This window comes from Pantoea sp. BS_8 (assembly GCF_041954965.1).
GTDB lineage: Bacteria > Pseudomonadota > Gammaproteobacteria > Enterobacterales > Enterobacteriaceae > Pantoea > Pantoea stewartii.
Genome location: NZ_JAVAXU010000001.1, coordinates 637,134 through 653,829, shown reverse-complemented (window position 1 = coordinate 653,829; position 16,696 = coordinate 637,134). Strand labels below are relative to the sequence as shown.

General features: G+C 53.1%; 16 protein-coding genes. 9 read left to right on the top strand and 7 right to left on the bottom strand.

Annotated features, from left to right (window positions below):
- Positions 1-20: 20 nt before the first annotated feature.
- The 3 genes from RAC65_RS03015 to rnd all read left to right on the top strand — a co-directional run bounded on the left by RAC65_RS03015 (position 21) and on the right by rnd (position 3,718).
- Entirely contained in the window at positions 21-614 is a 594-nt protein-coding gene (locus tag RAC65_RS03015) for a Slp family lipoprotein (RefSeq protein WP_375096333.1), read from the top strand.
- A 206-nt stretch (positions 615-820) separates the two neighbouring features.
- Positions 821-2,497, top strand: a complete 1,677-nt coding sequence (fadD, locus tag RAC65_RS03010) for a long-chain-fatty-acid--CoA ligase FadD (protein WP_152999658.1) — start codon at positions 821-823, stop codon at positions 2,495-2,497.
- 99 nt (positions 2,498-2,596) lie between these two features.
- Positions 2,597-3,718 (top strand): ribonuclease D, encoded by a 1,122-nt coding sequence (gene rnd / locus RAC65_RS03005; protein WP_033741901.1) that lies wholly within the window; start codon positions 2,597-2,599, stop codon positions 3,716-3,718.
- A gap of 48 nt (positions 3,719-3,766) precedes the next feature.
- Here the strand turns inward: rnd and minE are convergent, their stop codons facing one another.
- From minE to minC, 3 genes are read right to left on the bottom strand one after another with little or no spacing between them, the layout of a single operon-like run.
- On the bottom strand, positions 3,767-4,036 hold the full coding sequence (gene minE, locus RAC65_RS03000) for a cell division topological specificity factor MinE (protein WP_006119446.1): 270 nt from the start codon (positions 4,034-4,036) through the stop codon (positions 3,767-3,769).
- Positions 4,037-4,039: 3 nt separating this feature from the next.
- Positions 4,040-4,852 carry a septum site-determining protein MinD gene (gene minD / locus RAC65_RS02995; RefSeq protein ID WP_006119445.1) on the bottom strand — a complete coding sequence of 271 codons (813 nt, stop codon included), beginning with the start codon at positions 4,850-4,852 and terminating at the stop codon, positions 4,040-4,042.
- Positions 4,853-4,885: 33 nt separating this feature from the next.
- The gene (gene minC / locus RAC65_RS02990; RefSeq protein ID WP_375096332.1) at positions 4,886-5,584 is read right to left on the bottom strand and encodes a septum site-determining protein MinC; all 699 of its coding nucleotides are present in this window, start codon (positions 5,582-5,584) and stop codon (positions 4,886-4,888) included.
- 154 nt (positions 5,585-5,738) lie between these two features.
- On the opposite strand from minC, the gene RAC65_RS02985 reads away from it, so the two are divergent.
- The 3 genes from RAC65_RS02985 to RAC65_RS02975 all read left to right on the top strand — a co-directional run bounded on the left by RAC65_RS02985 (position 5,739) and on the right by RAC65_RS02975 (position 7,480).
- Positions 5,739-6,014, top strand: coding sequence for a YcgL domain-containing protein (locus RAC65_RS02985; protein ID WP_375096331.1), 276 nt, complete (start codon positions 5,739-5,741; stop codon positions 6,012-6,014).
- Positions 6,015-6,310: 296 nt separating this feature from the next.
- Positions 6,311-6,970: a fumarylacetoacetate hydrolase family protein gene (locus RAC65_RS02980; protein ID WP_058701812.1), complete on the top strand. Its 660-nt coding sequence runs from the start codon at positions 6,311-6,313 to the stop codon at positions 6,968-6,970.
- A 63-nt stretch (positions 6,971-7,033) separates the two neighbouring features.
- Positions 7,034-7,480, top strand: a complete 447-nt coding sequence (locus RAC65_RS02975) for a YcgN family cysteine cluster protein (protein WP_033741898.1) — start codon at positions 7,034-7,036, stop codon at positions 7,478-7,480.
- 41 nt (positions 7,481-7,521) lie between these two features.
- On the opposite strand, the gene dsbB is transcribed toward RAC65_RS02975, so the two are convergent.
- A complete protein-coding gene (dsbB, locus tag RAC65_RS02970; RefSeq protein WP_039343052.1) occupies positions 7,522-8,052 on the bottom strand; it encodes a disulfide bond formation protein DsbB in 531 nt (176 codons plus the stop codon).
- A gap of 365 nt (positions 8,053-8,417) precedes the next feature.
- Here dsbB and fadR point away from each other — a divergent pair, with 365 nt between their 5' ends.
- Entirely contained in the window at positions 8,418-9,137 is a 720-nt protein-coding gene (gene fadR / locus RAC65_RS02965; protein ID WP_375096330.1) for a fatty acid metabolism transcriptional regulator FadR, read from the top strand.
- 40 nt (positions 9,138-9,177) lie between these two features.
- On the opposite strand, the gene RAC65_RS02960 is transcribed toward fadR, so the two are convergent.
- A complete protein-coding gene (locus tag RAC65_RS02960) occupies positions 9,178-10,713 on the bottom strand; it encodes a SpoVR family protein (protein WP_375096329.1) in 1,536 nt (511 codons plus the stop codon).
- Positions 10,714-11,215: 502 nt separating this feature from the next.
- Between RAC65_RS02960 and RAC65_RS02955 the strand changes: the two genes are divergently transcribed.
- The gene (locus RAC65_RS02955) at positions 11,216-12,517 is read left to right on the top strand and encodes a D-amino acid dehydrogenase (protein ID WP_006119433.1); all 1,302 of its coding nucleotides are present in this window, start codon (positions 11,216-11,218) and stop codon (positions 12,515-12,517) included.
- A gap of 19 nt (positions 12,518-12,536) precedes the next feature.
- Positions 12,537-13,607, top strand: coding sequence for a catabolic alanine racemase DadX (dadX, locus tag RAC65_RS02950; RefSeq protein WP_325990804.1), 1,071 nt, complete (start codon positions 12,537-12,539; stop codon positions 13,605-13,607).
- Here dadX and RAC65_RS02945 read toward each other — a convergent pair.
- Both RAC65_RS02945 and wbaP read right to left on the bottom strand, forming a co-directional pair.
- Positions 13,600-14,793: a multidrug effflux MFS transporter gene (locus RAC65_RS02945; RefSeq protein ID WP_033741891.1), complete on the bottom strand. Its 1,194-nt coding sequence runs from the start codon at positions 14,791-14,793 to the stop codon at positions 13,600-13,602. The two genes, dadX and RAC65_RS02945, sit on opposite strands and share 8 nt — an antisense overlap.
- Before the next feature lie 121 nt (positions 14,794-14,914).
- On the bottom strand, positions 14,915-16,381 hold the full coding sequence (gene wbaP, locus RAC65_RS02940; protein WP_033741889.1) for an undecaprenyl-phosphate galactose phosphotransferase WbaP: 1,467 nt from the start codon (positions 16,379-16,381) through the stop codon (positions 14,915-14,917).
- Positions 16,382-16,696: the final 315 nt, after the last annotated feature.

Here is a 16,696-nt window from a genome sequence, read left to right as displayed (position 1 = left end):
CAACCTTCAGGAGAATGTCTATGTCAATGTGTCGTAGAGGCGTTGCCGGTGTGATGTTGGTCTGCGCCCTGGTGTTAAGTGGTTGTGTTTCCGTACCGGATACGATTAAAGGTAACTCAGCGTTGCCCCAGCAGGATTTACTGCGGGTGATGAGCAATCCGGCCCTCTATGTCGGCCAGGAGTCGCGCTTTGGCGGTAAAGTGGTCAACGTAATTAACCGCAATGGCAAAACCCGGCTGGAAATTGCGACCCAGCCGCTGGATGACGGCGCGCGCCCGGTGCTGGGGGCCAGCTCGGTAGGGCGTATCTATGCCGACATTCCCGGTTTTGTTGACCCGACGGATGTCAAAGACCAGTACGTCACCGTTCTCGGCACGATTAAGGGAACGGAGCCCGGTAAAATCGGCGAAGCAAACTACTCGTTTGTGGTCGTTGACGTTCGGGGTTACCAGCGCTGGCATTTGACCCGTCAGATCGTGTCACCGCCAGAGCCTCTCGAACCCTGGATCTGGTATGGCCCCACGCGCCATCGTGGTGGTTACTGGGGTCCGAATCCTTACTGGGGCATGTACAACCCCGGTCCGGCTCAGGTCGAGACCATCCTCACGCAATAGTGTGACATCCGTTTTGAACAGGCCCGGTCGCGGTGCTCGCAACCGGGCTTTTTATTTGCATCGTTAACCAACACGAAATTTAGTGATGGGCTTCGCAACCTCAACATGCCAATAAGAGCAAACTGGTACAATCAGTTAAAATATTGTTAACAAATACGATTGTTGAGGCGGCGATGAGTACACAACAAGATTATCGGGGTGAATCCTTGAATAAGGTTTGGCTGAAACGCTACCCGGCAGACGTCCCTGCCGAAATTAATGCTGATCGTTATACGTCTCTGGTCGATTTATTTGAGCAGGCTGTCGTGCGTTACGCCGGACAGCCCGCATTTTACAACATGGGTCAAAAAATGACCTATCGCCAACTGGATGAGAAAAGCCGGGCGTTTGCGGCATATTTGCAACACGAACTCAGGTTACAACCGGGCGCGCGCGTCGCGCTCATGATGCCGAACCTGCTGCAATACCCGGTCGCGCTGTTTGGTGTGCTCCGGGCCGGCATGGTCGTGGTTAACGTCAATCCGCTTTATACCCCGCGTGAACTGAAGCATCAGCTAAATGACAGCGGTGCCAGTGCGATCGTCATCGTGTCGAACTTTGCACATACGCTGGAAAAAGTCGTCGCTGAGACGGCGGTCAAACATGTGGTGCTGACCCGGATGGGGGATCAACTGGCACCGGTAAAAGCCACGCTGGTGAATTTTGTGGTGAAGTATGTGAAGCGGCTGGTGCCCAAGTATCATTTGCCGGGGGCGATATCGTTTCGCCATGTGCTGGAAACGGGCGCGTCAATGCCGTATCGACGTCCACAGGTCAGTAATGATGATTTGGCATTCCTGCAATACACGGGCGGGACGACCGGCGTCGCGAAAGGTGCGATGCTGACGCACCGAAACATGCAGGCAAACCTTGAGCAGACCAAGGCGACGTATGGCAAGTTACTCCGCGACGGCAAAGAGTGCGTCGTGACGGCCTTGCCGCTCTACCATATCTTTGCGCTGACCGTGAACGGCTTGCTGTTTGTGGAACTGGGTGGGCAAAACGTATTGATCACCAATCCGCGCGACATTCCCGCTTTTGTGAAAGAAATGGCGAAGTATCCTTTCACGGCGATAACCGGCGTGAACACGCTGTTCAATGCCTTACTCAACGACGATAATTTTAACAAACTTGATTTCTCGACGTTACGTCTGTCCGCGGGCGGGGGGATGGCGGTGCAAAAAGCAGTGGCGGAACGTTGGGAAAAACTGACCGGGCACTATCTGCTGGAAGGCTATGGGCTGACGGAATGTTCCCCACTGGTGTCGGTTAATCCCTACGACATTAACTGCCACACCGGCAGTATTGGTTTGCCGGTTCCCTCAACGGATGTCATTATTCTGGATGAAAACGGTAATGAAGTCCCCACTGGTGAGCCCGGCGAGTTATGCATTCGTGGGCCGCAGGTAATGCTGGGTTACTGGCAGCATCCGGAGGCCACGGCAGAGGTCCTGAAAAATGGCTGGCTCCACAGCGGCGATATTGTTACCGTTGATCACGAAGGATTTATCCGCATCGTTGACCGCAAAAAGGATATGATTCTGGTTTCGGGCTTCAACGTCTATCCTAATGAGATAGAAGATGTCCTGATGCAGCATCCGAAAGTGCGTGAAGCGGCAGCCATTGGTGTGCCGAGTGAGTTGTCCGGTGAAGCGGTGAAGGTTTGTGTGGTCAAGAAAGATCAGTCGCTGACCAAAGAAGAGCTGCTGGACCATTGTCGCCGTCAACTGACAGGCTACAAAGTGCCCAGGATTGTTGAGTTTCGTGATGAACTGCCTAAAACGAATGTAGGAAAAATTCTGCGTCGTGAACTGCGCGACGAGGTGAAAACCAGCGCAAGCTGATTCGCCGTCAGGATTCAGGTTGAACGCCGGCACTGTCCGGCGTTTTTATTGCTTTTAACATGGAGCACCGCACGTTGTCAGCTGCGGTGGAAACTGAACGTGAACTATTCTCTGATCGATAACGATGATCACCTGGCCGAGGTGTGTCAAAAAGCACGCCAGCATACGGCTGTCGCCCTGGATACCGAATTTGTCCGTACCCGGACCTACTATCCTCAGCTGGGGTTAATCCAGCTGTTTGATGGCGAGCAGTTAGTCCTGATCGATCCGTTACCTGTCCGTGACTGGTCACCGTTTATTGCGCTCTTAACGGATACCCGCGTGACCAAATTTTTGCACGCCGGGGGGGAAGATCTGGAAGTGTTCCTGCACCGCTTTGGGGTACTGCCACAGCCCATGATCGATACACAGATTCTGGCGGCGTTCAGCGGTCAGCCACTTTCCTGGGGTTTTGCCTCAATGGTGGCGCATTTCACTCAGGTAGAATTAGACAAAAGTGAAGCCCGGACCGACTGGCTGGCCCGTCCGCTGACTGAGCGGCAGTGTCAGTACGCCGCAGCGGATGTGCATTACCTGCTGCCCATTGCGCATCAGCTGATGGCGCAGGTGGAACAGGTGGGGAACGTGACGGCGGCACTGAGCGAATGTGAAAACCTGTGTCAGCGCCGTTTAGATGTGCTTGATCCCGAGGACGCATGGCGGGACATCACCAACGCCTGGCAACTGCGTCCGCGTCAACTGGCCGCGCTGCAGCGCCTGGCGGCATGGCGGCTTAACGTTGCCCGCGAAAAAGACATGGCGGTCAATTTTGTGGTGCGTGAAGAAAACCTGTGGAAAGTGGCGCGCTTTATGCCGGGCTCGCAAGGAGAGTTAGACCATCTGGGCCTGTCCGGCCACGAGATCCGTTTCCACGGCAGGGCAATGCTGGCGCGGGTTGCTGAAGCCGCCGCGCTGGAGGACAGTGCGTTACCACCGCCGTTAGCGAATCTGGTGGATCACGTGCATTACAAACGGGCTTTTAAAGCGATTAAAGCACTGGTACAGCAGGTCAGTGAACAGAGCGGATTAAGCCAGGAACTGCTGGCATCACGTCGACAGATTAATCAGGTGTTGAGTCAGCACTGGGGATTAAAGCCACAGAACCGTGAGCCCGAACTGCTGGCAGGCTGGCGCGGTGCGCTTCTGAAACCCGGCATTAGCGAGATACTTGCCGAGATATAAAAAAATTCCCCTGCTACTGCGCAGGGGAATCTCAGGAAACCAGACGCGTCATTTCGTTACGTCTTCCGTTTCAGGTAAGGTGACGTTCAGTTCCAGAATCGAGATATCATCTCCTTTCTGATCAAGCTGAACTGTCACCATGTCCGGATCAATCTTCACGTACTTGCAAATCACGTCCAGAATGTCGCGCTTGAGTTGCGGAAGATAGTGGGGCTCACTGTCGCCCCTTCTCCGTTCTGCCACAATAATCTGCAGCCGTTCCTTGGCTATGTTGGCAGTGTTCTTCTTCCGGGATAAAAAGAAATCGAGTAATGCCATGGTTTATCCCCCGAACAGGCGTTTCAGGAAACCCTTCTTCTCTTCTTCAATAAAGCGGAAGGGGCGAACTTCACCGAGCAACCGTTCAACGGTATCGGCATAGGCTTTACCCGCATCGGACTCCGCGTCCAGAATCACGGGTTCACCCTGGTTTGAGGCACGCAGCACAGACTGGTCTTCCGGGATGACGCCGACCAGCGGTATGCGCAGAATTTCCAGCACATCTTCCATGCTCAGCATATCGCCACGGTTAACACGACCCGGGTTATAGCGGGTCAGCAGCAGATGCTCTTTAACCGGCTCCTGGCTGGTTTCCGCACGGCGTGATTTGGACGAAATGATACCGAGAATACGGTCAGAGTCGCGAACCGAAGAGACTTCCGGGTTAGTGGTGATGATGGCTTCATCGGCAAAATAGAGCGCCATTAACGCACCGGTTTCAATGCCCGCAGGGGAGTCACAAACAATAAAATCGAACTCCATCTCCGCAAGATCATTCAGGACTTTCTCGACGCCTTCGCGGGTCAGCGCGTCTTTGTCACGGGTTTGTGAGGCAGGCAAAATATACAGCTGCTCAGTGCGCTTGTCGCGGATCAGGGCCTGATTCAGCGTGGCATCACCCTGAATAACATTCACGAAATCATAAACAACCCGGCGCTCGCAGCCCATGATCAAATCAAGGTTACGCAGGCCGATATCAAAGTCGATGACAACCGTTTTCTTGCCTTTCTGCGCTAAACCGGTGGCGATGGCCGCGCTTGACGTGGTCTTACCAACGCCCCCTTTACCGGATGTAACTACAATAATGCGTGCCATAAATATTGATTTCCTTAACGAAAGAAAAGGGGCCTAATTAAGTGTCTGGATAGTCAGCGCGCCATCCTGAAGGCAAAGCCGCGCTGCTTTAGCAAAATATTCTTCGGGGATCTGATCCATAATCCAGTACTCCCCGGCGATAGAAACCAACTCTGCGGACAGGTTGGTACAAAAAATCTGGCATTCTCTGTCGCCGCTGGCGCCTGCCAGCGCCCGACCACGCATCATGCCGTAAATATGGATATTGCCGTCAGCGACCAGTTCTGCACCGGCACTGACGCTACTGGTCACAATCAAATCCGCATTACGGGCATAGATTTGCTGGCCTGAACGGACCGGTGTATTGACGATGCGTGTCTTCGCGGCCAGAGGTTCCGCAGCAACCAGTTTGAGTTCAGGTTTTGGCTCCTCACGTTTCTGGCTCTCTTTCCCCTCTGCCAGCACCGGCAGACCGGCGCGGGCGATCAGCTTTTTCAACGCCTCGTCTTTGCAGCCACTGACACCGACAATACGCAGTCCCGTAGCGCTTACCGCCTGCAGCATCTGTTTCCAGTTTACGGCGGCACTGAGTGCCGCAACATTCAGCACCACTGGTGCGTTTTTCAGGAAATCGGGTGCCTGGTCAATTTTGTCCTGAAGCGCTTTGCGGATCACCTCTGGCTCATGGTGATGCAAATGAACAACAGACAAGGTAAAACTGCTTCCCTTAAATTCGATTGGCGATTGCGGCATCTGTCCCGACTCAGTCCTGTTTTACTACCCTGTGCTAAGCGATGATAAAAGCATCGTTAAAGCGCGATCGGCGAATATTCGAAGTACTGCAAGCATGTTATAGTTAGCGCTATATTCAAACAAGCCTCAGCGCGGGTTAATTCGAGTAAAAAATATGTTTTGTGTGATCTACAGAAGTCCCGTCCGTGACCAGACTTATCTTTATGTTGAAAAAAAAGACGATTTTTCGCGCGTGCCTGACGCGCTGTTGAAAGGCTTTGGTAAACCGCAGTTGGCCATGGTGACTAACCTTGCCCAACGCGACAAGCTGGCCAACGCCGACATCAATAAAGTTAAGCAGGGGTTAAGCGAGCAGGGATATTATTTGCAAATTCCTCCGCCGATTGAAAGTTTGTTAAAAACCCATCTTGAGGCGGACAAAAAAGATTAACTCGGATTGTTCCGTTAATATTATTGATGTGCGGCAGTGAACGGCAAATTTATATTTTGCACCCGCGCTGAATATTAATTGTGCAGCGCCGCTGTTTTCCCCTCCCCGGTAACCTGCCGCACCGCGTTTTCCTGTACTGACGCACAAATAGCCTGGTGGGCAGGTTGACAATTCCTGCGCATCTGTCAGGTTAAATCATCGCAATGGCTACGCAGGGGAGCGCTGTGCGGTGCTGCCCTGTATGCTTTTTAATCGTCGAAGACTGACCGTCCGGCATCATGAAACAGGGGATTAGCATGTATCAGCATCGTAACTGGCAAGGCGCTTTGTTAGATTATCCCGTCAGCAAAGTGGTTTGCGTGGGCAGCAACTATGCGAAACACATTAAAGAAATGGGCAGTGCGACGCCGACCGAACCGGTTATCTTTATTAAACCGGCGTCGGCCTTGTGCGATCTGCGGCAGCCTTTGTCCATTCCTGATGCGTTTGGTGAAGTGCATCATGAAGTCGAGCTGGCGGTGTTGATCGGCACCACGCTAAAACAGGCCAGCGAAGCGCACGTGGCGAAAGCCATTGCCGGTTATGGTGTGGCGCTGGATTTGACGCTGCGCGATCTGCAGGCGGGCTTAAAAAAAGCCGGACAACCCTGGGAAAAAGCAAAAGCGTTTGATAACGCCTGTCCGCTGTCAGGTTTCATACCGGTCGCGGAGTTTGCGGGCGATCCCCAGAATACCGATCTGAAGCTGGTGGTAAACGGGGAAGTCCGTCAGGATGGCAATACGTCAGATATGATTCACAAAATCCTGCCGCTGATTGCCCATATGAGTCAGTATTTTACGCTACATGCTGGCGACGTCATTTTGACCGGTACGCCAGAAGGGGTGGGCCCAATGCGGTCAGGCGACACGCTGGAAGTCTCCTTTGCCGGTCACGGAATCAGTACGCGCGTGCTGTAAAACTTGCATCAGCGTGCTGATCGCTTTATAAGGTGCGGTTTACGCTAAATCTGGACAATCATCATGACTGAAACCCCTTTCTGGCAACACAAACGCCTGGCACAAATGAGCGATGAGGAATGGGAATCCTTGTGTGATGGTTGTGGTCAGTGTTGTCTGAACAAACTTCAGGACGCGGACACGGATGAAATTTATTTCACCAATGTCGCCTGTAATCAGCTCAACATCAAAACCTGCCAGTGCCGTAACTATGCGCGTCGCTTTGAATATGAAGAAGACTGTATCAAGCTGACGCGCGAAAATCTGACCACCTTTGACTGGTTACCGCGCACCTGTGCCTACCGTTTACTGGGCGAGGGGAAGCCGCTGCCTGCCTGGCATCCGCTGCTGACGGGCTCAAAAAATGCGATGCATGCGCAGCGAATTTCTGTACGTTACATTGCAGTGCGGGAAAGTGAAGTGCGCGACTGGGAAGATCATATTATCGATCGCCCTGACCGGAATGGCTAAGTCCTGACGATAAAGGCTGCCCCTGGCAGCCTTTTAACGGATTAACGACCGAATAAGTCGCGGCGTTTAGGTTTAAACGGCTGAGCAAGCAACACCAGCACACCCACCAGCAGATAAGCCGCGAAGATGCCGATCATCCACTGTGGCATGGCGAGTGATAAGAAGCGCCAGGCCTGTTCCGAACAATCGCCGCTGGCGACAAATACCGATGGCAACCATTTATCCAGCGGCAACCAGGCGGGGAAGCGGGCGGCAAAGTCACAGGTTACAAAGGGATTCGGATGCAGCAGGATCATGGTGTGTTCGTAAGAAAGTCTCAGGCCTTCCCATGCGCTGTATATCCATAACACAATCGCCACCAGTCTCACCGGCGAACGTGGCATCAGGAAGCCAAGGATGCCTGCGCCCATCACGCCAAAAAGCGCGCAACGCACGTAAATACACATGACGCAGGGTTTATAGCCCAGACCATGCTGAAACCATAATGCTGTCAGTTCCAACGCCAGAGCGGAAAGGGCCAATAATAACCAGGCACCGCGACCCCGCGAACATTGGTTTAAATATCGCAACATAGTGCATTCCCTGTAAACGTTAATGCCCCGCAGTGTAAACCAAAAGACGCGGCGCGCCATCCTGTGGTAAGAAAAAATCGTGTGCAAACCTAACCTGGCCCTGATCCAGATTAATTCTTTGTTTGTTTGCGAATGCGGCTGGCACCTTCTGCCTCATTCGGCGGATTATTCATCAACGCGCTGCTGCCCGAGGCGGTTTTCAGGGCTTAACCTAAGGCATCCTCGCACGAATGGCGCAGCACGGTAATCTGTCTTATTTTTGTGCTGAACCGCATTTTTAATCGTTGACAAGGCTATATCCGCTATAGGCGCTCTGGTATGATGAGTGCCCATTACGATCCAGAAAGCAATGAGAACACACAGTTATGGTTATTAAGGCGCAGAGTCCAGCCGGATTTGCTGAAGAGTATATTATTGAAAGCATCTGGAACAGCCGTTTTCCACCCGGATCGATCCTTCCTGCCGAACGTGAGCTTTCTGAACTGATTGGCGTAACGCGTACAACGTTACGTGAAGTGTTACAACGCCTGGCGCGAGACGGCTGGTTAACCATTCAGCATGGCAAGCCCACGCGCGTTAACGATTTCTGGGAAACGTCGGGTCTGAACATTCTGGAAACCCTGGCGCGTCTGGACCACGATAGTGTACCGGCTTTGATCGATAACCTGTTGTCGGTGCGCACCAATATTTCTTCTATCTTTATCAGCCGCGCGCTGCGCCACTATCCTGAGAAGGCGCGTGAGGTGCTGCAGGCCGTCGCGCAAACCAACGATCAGGTGGACAGCTACACGGAACTCGATTATCGGGTGTTTCGCGGCCTGGCGTTCGCCTCGGGCAATCCGATTTATGGCCTGATCCTGAATGGGTTGAAAGGGCTGTATACGCGCGTTGGGCGGCACTATTTCTCCAATCCGGAAGCCCGTAAAGTCGCCCGCGAGTTTTATCTGACACTGCTCGACCTGTGTGACAAACAGCCCACTCAGGATGAAATCGTGGAGTGTGTCCGGCATTACGGACGCCAGAGTGGAGATATCTGGCATTCGATGCAAAAGAGTATGCCGAACGACTTAGGCGCTAAGCGCTAAAAAAAACCGGACTGCGCGTCCGGTTTTTTTTATGCCTGTTTTAGAGGGGAACATTGCGCGGCGGATTGCGATCCAGCAGTTCGACGCTGCCATCTTCATTCTGCTGTTCCAGAATCACATCAAAGCCCCACAGGCGGTGCACGTGCTTAAGCACCTCCCGACGGCTCTTATCGAGTGGTGCACGGCTTTGTGGCACGTAGCGCAGCGTCAGGGAACGATCACCCCGTAAGTCCACATTGTAAACCTGAATATTGGGCTCCAGATTACTCAGGTTGTACTGTGCCGAAAGCTGCTGCCGAATGGCCCGATAGCCGGACTCGTCGTGGATCGCGGCGATTTCCAGATAATTGTTGCGGTCGTCGTCCAGCACAGTGAACAGCCGGAAGTCACGCATGACCTTAGGCGACAGGAACTGACTGATAAAGCTTTCATCTTTAAATTCACGCATTGCGAAATGCAGGGTTTTCAGCCAGTCAGAACCGGCAATATCCGGGAACCAGTAGCGATCCTCTTCCGTCGGCGACTGACAAATACGTTTAATATCCTGGAACATGGCAAAGCCCAGCGCATACGGATTGATACCGCTGTACCACTGGCTGTTGTAGGGCGGTTGATAGATTACGTTGGTGTGGCTGTGCAGGAACTCCATCATAAAGCGTTCTGACACTTTGCCTTCATCATAGAGGTGATTCAGGATGGTGTAATGCCAGAAGGTCGCCCAGCCTTCATTCATCACCTGAGTTTGTTTCTGCGGATAAAAATACTGGCTCACCTTACGCACAATGCGCAGAATTTCACGCTGCCACGGCTCCAGTAGCGGCGCGTTCTTTTCCATAAAGTAGAGCAGGTTTTCCTGCGGTTCAGAAGGATAGCGCGCCGCTTCAAAATGCGCGGCTTCTTTTTCACGCCGCGGTAAGGTGCGCCATAAGGTATTGACCTGGCTTCGCAGATACTCTTCGCGGCTTTTTTGCCTGGCCTTCTCTTCCTGCAGGGAAATTTTTTGCGGACGCTTATAGCGGTCCACACCGTAATTCATCAGGGCGTGACATGAATCGAGCAGGCGCTCCACTTCTTCAACGCCATAGCGCTCTTCGCAGTCAGCAATGTAATTTCTGGCAAATAACAGGTAATCCACAATCGAACTGGCATCGGTCCAGCTGCGGAAGAGGTAGTTATTTTTGAAAAAGGAATTATGCCCATAGCAGGCGTGCGCCATAACCAGCGCCTGCATGGTCATGGTGTTCTCTTCCATCAGATAGGCGATGCAGGGATTAGAGTTAATCACGATCTCATAAGCCAGGCCCTGCTGCCCATGCTTGTAACGTTGCTCAGTCTCAATAAATTTTTTGCCAAACGACCAGTGCGAATAGTTGATGGGCATACCGACGCTGGAGTAGGCGTCCATCATCTGCTCGGAGGTAATCACTTCAATTTGGTGCGGGTAGGTATCCAGACCGTAGTGTTTCGCTACGCGGTCGATTTCAGCGAGATAGACATCCAGTAACTCGAATGTCCAGTCGGGCCCGTCGCTGAGTCGTTTGCTGTCCATGATGGAATCGTCAAAGATTGTTGTCATAGCGCACCTCTGTTTTGGCGAACGGACTCACCCTGACGCGTTGTCCGTTACGATTTATTTAAGGCTCTTCCTGAGAAAGGAACCCAAAAAAACTGAGTGAACAGATCAATGATAGTTCACTGTCGCTTATCCGATCCGGGAACTCAAACGAATTCTTTGGCAGAAAAATCATTTCAGGTTTACCGCGCTGGGATTAAATAGTTCTACACACTGAATATCTACCACTTTTAAGCATTAAATTCTGACTTTTTTCAGAGGGGGAGATTATGAAGGATTCTCCTGTGAAAGGCATAATTAACCAGAACTGGTGTCATTTATGCCTGATTTTTTAATAAAGGACGCATAATTCTCTGAATTTGAGGGCGTGAAATGATTTTAGTTACCTGTAGGCGCAAAAAGAGGTGAAATGGATGGATTGTGTAAAGGATGTTTCCACTTTGTGATCACTCTGAATGTTAACCGGTGAATAGTGGATTATGCTTTTTATTTTCGCGGGGGACTTATGCACGTAGTTATTCTTGGTAGTGGCGTTGTGGGCGTAACCAGCGCGTGGTATCTGGCGCGCGCCGGCCATCAGGTCACCGTGATCGATCGTCAGCCTCAACCCGCCATGGAAACCAGCGCGGCAAATGCCGGGCAGATCTCGCCAGGCTATGCGGCGCCCTGGGCTGCACCCGGTGTGCCGCTTAAGGCGATGAAATGGATGTTTCAGCGTCATGCGCCTCTGGCCATCCGGCTGGATGGCAGCCGCTTTCAGCTTGAGTGGATGTGGCATATGCTGCGTAACTGTGACATGCAGCACTACCAGCAGAATAAAAGTCGCATGGTCCGGCTTGCTGAATACAGCCGCGATTGCCTGAAGGCCCTCCGCGCCGAAACGGGCATTGCCTATGAAGGCCGACAGGGCGGCACGCTCCAGCTATTCCGTACGCAACAGCAATTCGAGAGCGCAAGCAAAGACATTGCCGTTCTGCGCGAGGCCGGCGTGCCCTATGAATTACTGGAGTCGCATCAGCTGGCCAGCGTTGAGCCTGCCCTTGCGGCGACGCAGCATAAACTTACCGGCGGTCTGCGGTTACCAAATGATGAAACCGGCGACTGCCAGCTTTTTACCCAGCGCCTAGCCAAAATGGCCGAGGAAGCCGGTGTGGTCTTCCGCTTCAATACACCCATCGATCAGCTGCTGCGCGACGGTAACCGGATTTACGGTGTGAAGTGCGGCGATGAGGTGATTAAAGCCGACAGCTACGTCGTTGCGCTGGGCTCCTGGTCCACCGCGTTGATGAAAAATATTGTGGATATCCCGGTCTACCCTCTGAAAGGCTATTCCTTAACGATTCCGGTGACGAATGCCGATGCGGCACCCGTCTCCACCATCCTGGACGAAACCTACAAAGTGGCCGTCACACGTTTTGATAACCGTATTCGAGTCGGCGGTATGGCAGAAATTGTGGGTTTTAACACCAAACTGCCTGAAGCGCGTCGCGAAACGCTGGAGATGGTGGTTACAGATCTTTATCCTGAAGGGGGTGATGTCAGCCAGGCCAGTTTCTGGACAGGCCTGCGTCCTATGACGCCAGACGGTACGCCGGTTGTCGGGGCGACGCCGCTGTCCAATCTTTATCTGAATACCGGACACGGCACACTGGGCTGGACAATGGCCTGTGGCTCCGGTCAGTTACTGGCTGATGTCATTTCCGGCACGTCGCCAGCGATTGCATCGGACGATCTCACGGTCTTCCGTTATTTGCCTGGTTTTGCGGCCAGCCGATCACCGCTTCGTAACGTTAACGCTACACGTTAAGCCTTCAGGGAGAGGAAGTATGTCACGTCCAATTGTCGCAACCATCAATCAACAGGCGTTGCGACATAACCTGGCCATTGTGCGTCGTGCGGCCCCCGCATCACGTGTCTGGTCTGTGGTGAAAGCCAATGCCTACGGCCATGGCATTGCCCGCGTGTGGGAAAGTCTGTCCAGCACCGATGGCTTCGCGTTACTGAATATGGAAGAAGCCATTCTGCTGCGGGAGCAGGGGTGGAAGAAACCCATCCTGCTGCTTGAAGGCTTTTTTCACCCTGACGATCTGACCTTAATCGATCGTTACCGTCTGACGACCAGCGTGCACAGCAACTGGCAGATTCATGCCCTGGCCAATGCGACGCTCTCGGCGCCTGTCGATATTTACCTGAAGATAAACAGCGGTATGAACCGACTGGGCTTTCGCCCTGAACAGGTAAATGGCATCTGGCATAAACTGCGTGCGCTGGAAAACGTCGGGGATATTACGTTGATGGCGCATTTCGCTGATGCCGAAAATCCGGAAGGCATTGTGGCGCCGCTACAGCGAATCGCCGACGCTACCGAAGGGCTGGACAGCCCGGTCTCGCTGTCCAATTCGGCCTGTACGCTGTGGCATCCTGAGGCGCACCGGGACTGGGTGCGACCGGGGATCATTTTGTATGGTGCGTCACCCAGCGGTGACTGGCAGGACGTGGCCAGCAGTGGACTTCAGCCGGTGATGACCCTGTCCAGTGAAATCATTGGTGTGCAGCAGCTTCAGGCCGGAGATGGCGTGGGTTATGGCTATCGCTACCGGGCATCCCAGCCGCAGCGAATAGGCGTTGTCGCCTGTGGCTATGCCGATGGTTATCCTCGCCATGCGCCCAACGGGACGCCGGTTTTTGTTGATGGCGTGCTGACGCAGGTCGTGGGTGCGGTGTCGATGGATATGATTACCGTTGATTTAACACCCTGCCCACAGGCGGGCATTGGTTCACCTGTCGAGCTGTGGGGAAACAATGTCAAAATCGATCAGGTAGCAAAAGCGGCCGGAACGGTAGGTTATGAGCTGATGTGTGCCCTGGCCCCACGTGTTCCGGTGAACGTTATTTAATCGCTGTAATCCGGCTGTGCATGTTTTTACTGCAGCGCCAGGCGAGGAACGCCAGCGCTGCACCCAGCAGCATCATCAACGCCAGCGACATTTTCTCTGCCAGTGGCAGGGCGACAATAAGCAAACTCCCCGCTGCACCGCCTGCCATCTGAATAAAACCCTGTAACGCCGATGCGACACCAGCCTGCTGTTGGTAAGGTTCCAGCGCATAGCTGGTGGCCGGGCCGACGGTGAAGGCCAGTCCGGCTACGGCCACGGCGACCGGGAACATATACAGCGCCCAGTGTGACTGCAGGCTGTCAGGCAGCAGTGTCATACCGGCCAGCAGCAGGCCAGCACCCAGTAGCATGGTCAGGCAACCCATCGCCAGGCAAAATGGCCTGCCCGCCTTACGAATCGCCTTGTTTACCACCACGCTCACCAGCATGATCCAAAAGCCATTCGCGCCAAAGGCAAAAGAGAATGCCAGAGGCGACAGGCCGCCCTCGGTCATCAGAATGTGGGGTGCCAGTGAAACATACGTCAGCACCATGCCCAGTGCGCCCGCATTCGCGAAGGCAAAGGCCAGAAAGCGCGGCTGACGTAAAATGGCGGCATACTGATTAACGGGAAGCCCTTTTACACGCAGCGTATCGGCCGGACGGGTTTCCGGCAGCCAGATAATGACCATCAGCATCACGACGGCGGCATAAGTACACAGGAACCAGAAGGGCGCGCGCCAGTCAAAGGCGCTGGCCAGCAGTCCACCCAGCAACGGTGCCAGTGCGGGCACGATATTCAGTGCGCCATTCAGAAAGCCATAAGCCCGGGCGGCATCATCACCACTTAACCGGTCGCGTACGCCGCTGAACGCAACGACGGCACTACAACATACCGCACAGCCCTGTACGACGCGGGCCAGCAGGAACAGCGGGAAGGAGGTGGCGGTGGCCGCAATGGCGCTGCCCGCTATGTAGAGCGTCAGGCCCAGCAGCGCAATAGGTTTGCGCCCATAGTTATCGACCAGCGGGCCGCTCACCAGCTGACCCAGTCCCATTATCAGCAGGAAAAGGGGGATCGTTGTTTGTATCAGCGTCACCGGTGTTGACAGACCTTCTGCGATCTGCGGCAGCGTGGGTAAATAGAGATCGATGCCTAAAGGCGCCAGGAGCACCAAGCTTAACAGCAACAGGGTATATTTTTGCATAGCAACCAGAGGGTAAACGTACGATAAAGCGAGGGAAGAGGGTAATGATTAATAAAGCAAAAGGAAAGCGAATTACCAGCGAAATAGCGATGCCTGTCTGAAACAGGCATCGCAGGCTAAATCAGTACGCGCCGTCGCGGCGTAATACCACACCGGCTGTTTTAAACAGGATGGCAATATCCGTCCACAGCGCCCAGTTTTTGACATACCAGGAATCAAAGTAGACACGGGTATCGTAGTCAATGTCGTTACGTCCGCTCACCTGCCACAGGCCGGTCATCCCGGGCTTCGCCATCAGATAGTAATCCACGTCGCCGGCATAACGTTCCAGTTCCGCTTCGATAACCGGACGTGGGCCGACCAGGCTCATTTCACCCCGAATCACGTTCCAGAGCTGAGGTAACTCATCCAGGCTGGTTTTGCGCAGGAAGCCCCCGATGCGGGTAATGCGCGGATCATTTTTCAGCTTGAAGTCTTTGTCCCATTCGCGACGCGCTTCTTCGCTGGTCGCCAGCAGGTTTTCCAGCACCTCTTTGGAATTGGTGACCATCGAACGGAACTTCAGACATTTAAATTTCTTGCCATCCTGACCCACGCGCTCGTGACCATAAATGGCATTACCGCCATCACGCTTCACCATATAGCAAAGTAAGGCAAAAACCGGTGCCAGGAAGAGCAGCAGCAGCGAAGCTACCACAATATCAAATCCCCGTTTCAGGAAGCGTGACGAATGCTTCGCCAGGTTATTGCTGACGCGCAGAATCATCACTTCATGGCTGAAGATAAAGGACATGTCTGTGCCGTAAAGCGGTACACCGCGTAATGTTGGGATAACCGACACGGAACGGCAGTTCATTTTAGACAAGAATTTCAGCCAGCGGTCGCGCTCAGGCTGCTGTTCGTATTCCATTGCCACAATGAACTGCACATTGTCACGGTCGATGGTCTGCCAGTTAATATCGTTGGCGGAGATAACAGGCACACCATTAACGCTCTGCTGCAGCGGTGCGTCTTCAACGGAAATAAACGCCTGAACGTTATACCCGAGAATCTCCTCGCTTTGTAATGCGGCGTAAGCTTCGGTAGCGTTACGGCCCGAGCCAATGATGATGGTTTCTTTTTGCCATTGTCCGGCCCGGTTAATCGCGCTTTTCACGCCTGCACGCATTAACGGCAGCAACAGCAGGGCATAGCTCCAGCTGAACACCCAGACCATGCGGGAGAAGTCCCATTTGGAGAAGGCGATTAACGCCAGATCCAGCAGAGAGAACACGACGAGGGTTTTAACAATCTCTTTCAGTTCAAACCAAAAGGGTTTGCGGTAGGTATAGTGACGCAGGCGCATCCAGAACCAACCGGTGCAAAGCACCGACATAATAAACTGCGCAATAAAACGGTTCTCAATTTGATGGGGTGGAATAAAGGCATCAAGGTCGCCCCAAATTCCCTGCACGGTCGCGGCAGAGAGAAACAGCGCTAAATTCAGCGCAATGAGATCTGAAAAACTCAACGCAAGCTTTACAAGAATATTTTTACGAAGACCGCTCCACGAGCGAGTCGCATTGTTCATTACAATTGTACTTGCCATAAAACCTGCTCTCTTTAATGAAGTAAAAGATGGCCTGACCAGAATCAAGTACGCGTTCAGGGGTTAACGACTGAAAACCCGAAACCGGGACGTTTTCAGTTTGTTACAGTCATTAGAGCCATTGACGCTGCAAAAAACAGATTCTCTAAACGTGAGACAAGTCACGTAAAAATGCAGCACTGGAGAAGAGTATGCAGGAGATGTTTGACAGAGTTAATACGGAATAATTCTTAAAAAGTCAGGGGATAATCGCGCGGGTTTTGTTTAAGTTATTGATATGCAGAATAATGTATCAGGGATAAGCGTGATGCACGG

Coding starts and splice junctions, on each gene's coding strand:
- minD (WP_006119445.1), bottom strand. CDS start 4,852: ATGGCACGCATTATTGTAGTTACATCCGGTAAAGGGGGCGTTGGTAAG.
- RAC65_RS03015 (WP_375096333.1), top strand. CDS start 21: ATGTCAATGTGTCGTAGAGGCGTTGCCGGTGTGATGTTGGTCTGCGCC.
- minE (WP_006119446.1), bottom strand. CDS start 4,036: ATGGCATTACTCGATTTCTTTTTATCCCGGAAGAAGAACACTGCCAAC.
- fadR (WP_375096330.1), top strand. CDS start 8,418: ATGGTTATTAAGGCGCAGAGTCCAGCCGGATTTGCTGAAGAGTATATT.
- dsbB (WP_039343052.1), bottom strand. CDS start 8,052: ATGTTGCGATATTTAAACCAATGTTCGCGGGGTCGCGGTGCCTGGTTA.
- RAC65_RS02945 (WP_033741891.1), bottom strand. CDS start 14,793: ATGCAAAAATATACCCTGTTGCTGTTAAGCTTGGTGCTCCTGGCGCCT.
- RAC65_RS02955 (WP_006119433.1), top strand. CDS start 11,216: ATGCACGTAGTTATTCTTGGTAGTGGCGTTGTGGGCGTAACCAGCGCG.
- dadX (WP_325990804.1), top strand. CDS start 12,537: ATGTCACGTCCAATTGTCGCAACCATCAATCAACAGGCGTTGCGACAT.
- minC (WP_375096332.1), bottom strand. CDS start 5,584: ATGCCGCAATCGCCAATCGAATTTAAGGGAAGCAGTTTTACCTTGTCT.
- RAC65_RS02960 (WP_375096329.1), bottom strand. CDS start 10,713: ATGACAACAATCTTTGACGATTCCATCATGGACAGCAAACGACTCAGC.
- RAC65_RS02985 (WP_375096331.1), top strand. CDS start 5,739: ATGTTTTGTGTGATCTACAGAAGTCCCGTCCGTGACCAGACTTATCTT.
- RAC65_RS02975 (WP_033741898.1), top strand. CDS start 7,034: ATGACTGAAACCCCTTTCTGGCAACACAAACGCCTGGCACAAATGAGC.
- RAC65_RS02980 (WP_058701812.1), top strand. CDS start 6,311: ATGTATCAGCATCGTAACTGGCAAGGCGCTTTGTTAGATTATCCCGTC.
- wbaP (WP_033741889.1), bottom strand. CDS start 16,381: ATGGCAAGTACAATTGTAATGAACAATGCGACTCGCTCGTGGAGCGGT.